This is a genomic window from Sphingomonas hankookensis (genome assembly GCF_022664465.1).
Lineage (GTDB): Bacteria > Pseudomonadota > Alphaproteobacteria > Sphingomonadales > Sphingomonadaceae > Sphingomonas > Sphingomonas hankookensis.
Window position 1 is genome coordinate 62,998 of the sequence record NZ_JAKREV010000008.1, and the last position, 6,000, is coordinate 68,997.

Genomic DNA, 6,000 nt, shown 5'->3' on the forward strand with positions numbered 1-6,000 from the left:
AATCGTAACGGCCGGACGAACGGAGTCCCGCCATGCGTTTCCTATCCTGTCTGCGGGATCACAATCTGCCGCTGGTCGGCCTGGCCGCGTGGTTCTGCCTCGTGGGGTCGATGATCACCATCCGCCTGCTGGATCGCATCCGCGATGCCGAACGCGGCACGCGCATCGCATGGGTGTTCCTGAGCGGCGCGGCGGCCGGCGCCACGATCTGGTGCACCCATTTCATCGCGATGATCGCCTATCAGCCGGGCGTCGAGGTCGCCTACGAACCGCGGCTGACCGGCCTGTCGCTGCTGCTGGCCATCCTCGGCAGCGCCGCGGCGCTGCATGTCGCGACGCGGCGCTGGCGCCCGTCGGCGGCGCTGGGCGGCGCGCTGTTCGGGACGGCGGTCACCGTCATGCACTATATCGGCATGCAGGCGTTCGTCGCACACGGCATGGTGCGCTGGTCGCAGGGCGACGTCGTCGCGTCGGGGCTGTTCGCGGTGGCGCTGGGGGCGCTGGCGTTCGACCGGGCGCAGGGACGCGGGCGCTTTTCGGGCCATTGGTGGGCGACCGCGCTGATGGTGGCCAGCATCGTGCTGCTCCATTTCACCGGCATGTCCGCGATGACCATCGTGCCCTTCGCACCGGCGGTCGGCCATGTCGGGTCGAGCACCGCGACGATCGTGATGGCGATCGCGGTGGCGGGCGTCGGCACCCTGGTCGTGGGCACCGGCCTTGCCACCTATATCCTCGATGCGCAGGCGCGCGCCGACACCCGCCGCCGGCTGACCGAGCTGCTGGAGGGCAATGTCGACGGCATGGTCATCGTCCAGGACGATGTCGTCACCGCCGCCAACGCCGCCTTCACCGCGCTGGTCGGCACGGACGCGGCGGTGCTCGGGCAGCCGTTGACGCGCTGGATCGCCGACCTTGCCGCCGCGCGGCCCGACCGGCTCGCCCAGCTGACGCTGACCGCCGCCGATGGCGAAATCCCGATCGAGGTCGCGGTGCGCGTCGATCGCCGCCGCGCGACCCCGCAGACCGTCTATTCGATCCGCGACCTGCGCGCGCGCATCGCGCAGGAACGCCGCATCGCCCATCTGGCGCGCAACGACAGCCTGACCGGCCTGCCCAACCGTACCTCGTTCCTCGAATGGATGGCGCGCCAGACCGGGCCCGACAGCCCGCACCGCGCCGTCGCACTGCTGTCGATCGACCTCGACCGGTTCAAGGAGGTGAACGACATGCACGGCCATGCCGCCGGCGACCAGCTGCTCACCCGGATCGCCGGGCGGATGCAGGCGGCGCTGCTGCCGAACGAGTTCGTCGCGCGCCTGGGCGGCGACGAATTCGTCGCGGCGATGCCGGTCGCCGAACCCGACGATGCGGTGACCCTGATCGACCGGCTGCGCGATGCGATCACCGCTCCGGTGCTGCTCGAACAGGAGGGGGTCGAGGCCAGCTGCGGCATGAGCATCGGCGTGGCGTTGTGGCCGCGCGATGCCGACGAATTGTCGACGCTGATCAACAATGCCGATCTGGCGATGTATCGCGCCAAGGGGTCGATCGCGAGCGACGCCTGCTTCTACGAAGAGGAGATGGATGAAACGGTCCGCCTGCGCCGGCGGATGGTCAAGGAACTGCGTGCCGCGATCGAGCTGGGCGAATTGTCGCTGCACTGGCAGGTGCAGGAATCGGTCGGGTCGGGCGAGATCACGGGGTACGAGGCGCTGTTGCGCTGGACCCGGACCAACGGCGACAGCGTGTCGCCTGCCGTCTTCATTCCGCTGGCCGAACAGTCGGGGCTGATCCTGGCCATCGGCGAATGGGTGCTGCGCACCGCCTGCGCCACCGCCGCAGCGTGGCCCGTCCCCCACCGGATCGCGGTCAATCTGTCGCCGGTGCAGCTCGGCCATGTCGACCTGCCGCGCCTGGTGCAGCAGGTGCTGCTCGAAACCGGCCTGTCGCCCGCCCGGCTCGAACTGGAGATCACCGAGACGGCGATGATCACCGATCCCGTCCGCACGATCCACGTCCTGCGTCAGCTGAAGGCGATCGGCGTGTCGATCGCGATGGACGATTTCGGCACCGGCTATTCGTCGCTCTCGACGCTGCGCTCGTTCCCGTTCGACAAGATCAAGCTCGACCGGTCGTTCATGGCCGAACTGAACGGCGGCCCGCAATCGGCGGCGATCATCCGCGCGGTGCTGGCGCTGGGCGAGAGCCTCGACATCCCCGTCCTGGCCGAAGGGGTCGAGACGCCCGACCAGCTCGATTTCCTGCGCGAACAGAAGTGTGACGAGGCGCAGGGCTTCCTGCTCGGCCGCCCCGGCCCGTTGCCGGCGCGGGCGGTGGAGAGCGCGCGACTGGCGGGGTAGCTGGATGCAGCCTGTTGGCAGCCCCCCAATCCGTTCGTGCTGAGTAGGGGCTGAGCGAAGTCGAAGACCCGTATCGAAGCACTTGGCACGCGGTCCTTCGATACGCCCTTTCGACAAGCTCAATGGCTACTCAGGACGAACGGTTTTCTCTCAGAACTCCGACCAGTCATCCTCGACCAGCGCCACCGCCGCGTTCCCCCGCCGCACCGGTACCACCAGCGCGGGCCGGCTGCTACGCACCGGCAGCGCCCGCACCGTATCGCGCTGGTCGCGCAACCCGATTTCCCCCAGCGAGAACCGCGCGATCTCCGCCGACAGTGCATCGGCCTCCGACGACAGGCTGCGCGCCGCCGCCGTGCTCTGCTCGACCATCGCCGCGTTGCGCTGGGTCACGCCGTCCATCTCGGACACCGCGGTATTGACCTGCGCCAGCCCCTGCGACTGCTGCTCGGCCGATCCCGAAATGTCCGACACCAAGGTGCTGATCTCGCCGATGCGGGCGATGATCCGTTCCAACGAGCGGCCGGTTTCGCTGACCAGCGCGACGCCGGTATCGACCGTCTGGACGGAGGCGGTGATGCGCTGCTTCACGTCCTTGGCCGCTTCGGCCGAACGCTGCGCCAGCGCGCGCACTTCGGACGCGACGACCGCGAACCCCTTGCCCGCGTCCCCGGCCCGTGCCGCCTCCACGCCGGCGTTCAGCGCCAGCAGGTTCGTCTGGAATGCGATGCCGTCGATCACCGCGATGATGTCGGAGATTTCGGTCGAGGTCCGCTCGATCCGCGCCATCGCATCGACCGCGCGGTGGACGATGTCGCCGGACTCGATCGCTTCGCTGCGCGCGGCACCGACGATCTGGTCGGCGCGGCCGGCGCTCTGGGCGGTCTCGCGCATCGTCGCGGTGATCTGCTCCATCGCCGCTGCGGTCTGTTCGAGGCTGGCGGCCTGTTGCTCGGTACGCTGCGACAGGTCGTCCGACGCGGCGCTGATCTCGCCGGCACCTTTGCGGATATCGGTCGCGACCGTCGATACCGACAGCATCGCGGCGCGTAGTGCTGCGACAGCGGCGTTGAAGTCATTGGCCAGCGTCGCGAACGGCTCCTGCAGCTCGGCATCGATCCGCACCGACAGGTCGCCGGCGGCCAGCTTGCCCAGCCCCGCGCCCAGCACCAGCGCCATCTGTCGCTGCGTATCGGCTTCGCGCGCGGCGAGTGCGCTTTCGCGAAACGCCGCCATCGCCTTGGTCAGGCGGCCGACACAGTCATGGTTGTCGGTATAGGCGACCGGGCTGTCGAGGTCGCCGGCGGCCAGCGCCTCCATCCGGACGACCGTGGTGACATAGGGGGTGCAGATCAGCCGCGACGCCAGCAGCGTCACGCCGACGATCGCGACGACGCCGGCGATCGCTCCGCCCAGCACTACCCCCGGTGCGACCGCGTCCGGCGCGAACGCCGCGATCCCGGCAAGCGCGGCGATCATTCCCGACAACAGCAGATAGACGATCGCCAATACCTGAAACTTCTTCCGTATCGGCGCGTCGTTCGCAAACCATCCGATCATTGGATCTCCCCATCCGTTCGCCGACGCGTTGCGACACCCCCTGCCGCAACGGTCGTTCCGGTTCGCCACATCGCCCGACGCCGACCGATGTCCGGTCGCATGGCAATGGGTCGCCCCTTCATCCGGAAGGATGACGCAGCCGATTTAACTATGCGTGTATGGCTATTGCCGACCGTTTCGCGTCTTTTCTTGCAATTATCCGCTGCCGACGCGTCCGCTTTCCGCAAAATGCGCAATCGGTGCCGCCTGACGGTCAGGTGCGGTCGATCGCATCGATTTTGTTCGATTACGGTCTAGACCCGGCGCGGCGACTGTTCGATTTCGCTGCGGCAGACCCTGATCGAACGGCGATCCCGTTTCAATGGCGCTGTTCTATTCAGGTATACCCAATTTGACGATATCCTGTCTGTCGGCAGCAACTCTTGTGGCCACTAAGTCCGATAGCAGCACCGGCTTGCCTCTTGGTATCGTATCCACATTTATGGCATAGATGGCCACATAATCCATTTCATCCGGGCGCTGCCACATGACGCTACAAGTTACCATCACGCCAAACGGTCGCATGAGCTTACCGGTTGGCATTCGCAAGCGCCTAGGGCTCGAAGAGGGGGGCGCGGTTCTTGTTGAGGAAACGCCGGACGGTATCATCCTTCGCACTGTGGAGCAGGCAGTGGCCAAGGCTCAGGCTATTGCCAAGCGCTATGCCCAACAGCCGGGTGCATCGGTGGATGACTTTCTGGCAGCACGGCGCGAGGACAGCGGCGAATGACTCATGCCGTCCTCGATGCCTCGGCGATCCTGGCGCTGCTGAAGAACGAGCGCGGGGCCAGCAAGGTCGCCGGGGTGATCGCGGACGCCTCGGTCTGCGCGATCAATCAAGCCGAGGTCATCAGCCACTTTGTCCATCTCGGCGCACCGCTCGATGACGTCCGCGCCATGCTGGGCACGCTTCCCTACACTATCGTTGCGGCGGACGACGCGATGGCTTGGGAAGCTGGCAACTTGCGCGCGACGACCGCATCGGCCGGATTATCGCTGGGCGATCGGTTTTGCCTGGCTCTGGCCAAACGCCTCGGCGTAGCGGCCTATACCGCCGACAAGGCTTGGCGCGACGTTGCCGTCGAGGTCGGTTCGAAGGTTGTTGTTATCCGCTAGCCGCGAAGGTTGCCCGCCGATCTAGCCGTCCTGCTCGGCTTCATGACCGGCGATGTCGACGACCCTTTCGATTTCTTCCATGCGGTATTCCGCGCACACCGCGATGGTTGCCGCAGAGGGTCTTGGCCTCGAATAGGCACCGCCCTCGATCCACGACGCCGTCCGGGTCACGCCCTCCGCTTCGGCCTGCGCGACCATCATGTCGTGCGGCATCAGATACCATTCGCCGGCCATCGGAAACGCCATCCAGATATCCCGGTCGAGGTACTTGCGATCGATGGTCCAGCGGCCCTTCAACTGTACCTTGCGCAGCACCCCGTCGCGCTCGCGATAAAGGACGAAATCCACTCCGCCGTCATAGACGGGAAGGAAGGCGTTGAACCCCTGATCGAGGGCCAGCGAAATCACCGTATTGCGGTTGATGACCTCGCGGACCTGGCTGCGGTATCGGCTCATGTAGCTGCGCTTTCGTTGCGGTGATTTCCTGACAAACCATGCTCCGAGAAGGCCTTGCTCGGGGGCTCGGAAGCAACGCCTATATGTAGCGGCTCGCAAACATAGCGTCGCCTGCTCGCCATCGGAGCGATTTCCTGCTCACGCTATCTGCCACTGACGGATGTCCTCGCGCGGCTCCTGGCGCGGCGTTTTGGGGTCATCACGCGCCATGATGAAGCTTCATGCGACGGTCGGTTTTGAGGGTCCCCCGGTTTCTCATCCAACCTGAAGGTGAGTTTCCGGCGTTCATGAGGGTCCCCCGGTTTCTCATCCAACCTGAAGGTGAGTTTCCGGCGTTCATGAGGGTCCCCCGGTTTCTCATCCAACCTGAAGGTGAGTTTCCGGCGTTCATTCGGTCGCTTTGGCGGCCGCGGCAGCAGCATATTCGACCGGCGTCATCCAGCCAAGCGATGTGTGAGGACGGCTC

General features: G+C 66.2%; 6 protein-coding genes. 4 read left to right on the forward strand and 2 right to left on the reverse strand.

What is annotated here, in order from left to right; translation table 11 throughout:
* Window positions 1-32: 32 nt before the first annotated feature.
* Window positions 33-2,363: a bifunctional diguanylate cyclase/phosphodiesterase gene (locus MF610_RS17120; RefSeq protein ID WP_242201531.1), complete on the forward strand. Its 2,331-nt coding sequence runs from the start codon at window positions 33-35 to the stop codon at window positions 2,361-2,363.
* A gap of 150 nt (window positions 2,364-2,513) precedes the next feature.
* Here MF610_RS17120 and MF610_RS17125 read toward each other — a convergent pair whose 3' ends face one another.
* Entirely contained in the window at window positions 2,514-3,923 is a 1,410-nt protein-coding gene (locus MF610_RS17125) for a methyl-accepting chemotaxis protein (RefSeq protein WP_242201532.1), read from the reverse strand.
* Between the two features lie 158 nt (window positions 3,924-4,081).
* Between MF610_RS17125 and MF610_RS17130 the strand changes: the two genes are divergently transcribed.
* From MF610_RS17130 to MF610_RS17140, 3 genes are all read left to right on the forward strand, one after another.
* Window positions 4,082-4,318, forward strand: a complete 237-nt coding sequence (locus tag MF610_RS17130; protein ID WP_242201533.1) for a hypothetical protein — start codon at window positions 4,082-4,084, stop codon at window positions 4,316-4,318.
* A 131-nt stretch (window positions 4,319-4,449) separates the two neighbouring features.
* Window positions 4,450-4,692 carry an AbrB/MazE/SpoVT family DNA-binding domain-containing protein gene (locus tag MF610_RS17135; protein ID WP_242201534.1) on the forward strand — a complete coding sequence of 81 codons (243 nt, stop codon included), beginning with the start codon at window positions 4,450-4,452 and terminating at the stop codon, window positions 4,690-4,692.
* The gene (locus MF610_RS17140; protein ID WP_242201535.1) at window positions 4,689-5,078 is read left to right on the forward strand and encodes a type II toxin-antitoxin system VapC family toxin; all 390 of its coding nucleotides are present in this window, start codon (window positions 4,689-4,691) and stop codon (window positions 5,076-5,078) included. Before MF610_RS17135 ends, MF610_RS17140 begins: the two co-directional genes overlap by 4 nt.
* A 21-nt stretch (window positions 5,079-5,099) precedes the next feature.
* On the opposite strand, the gene MF610_RS17145 is transcribed toward MF610_RS17140, so the two are convergent.
* The gene (locus tag MF610_RS17145; protein WP_242201536.1) at window positions 5,100-5,534 is read right to left on the reverse strand and encodes a hypothetical protein; all 435 of its coding nucleotides are present in this window, start codon (window positions 5,532-5,534) and stop codon (window positions 5,100-5,102) included.
* Window positions 5,535-6,000 lie beyond the last annotated feature (466 nt).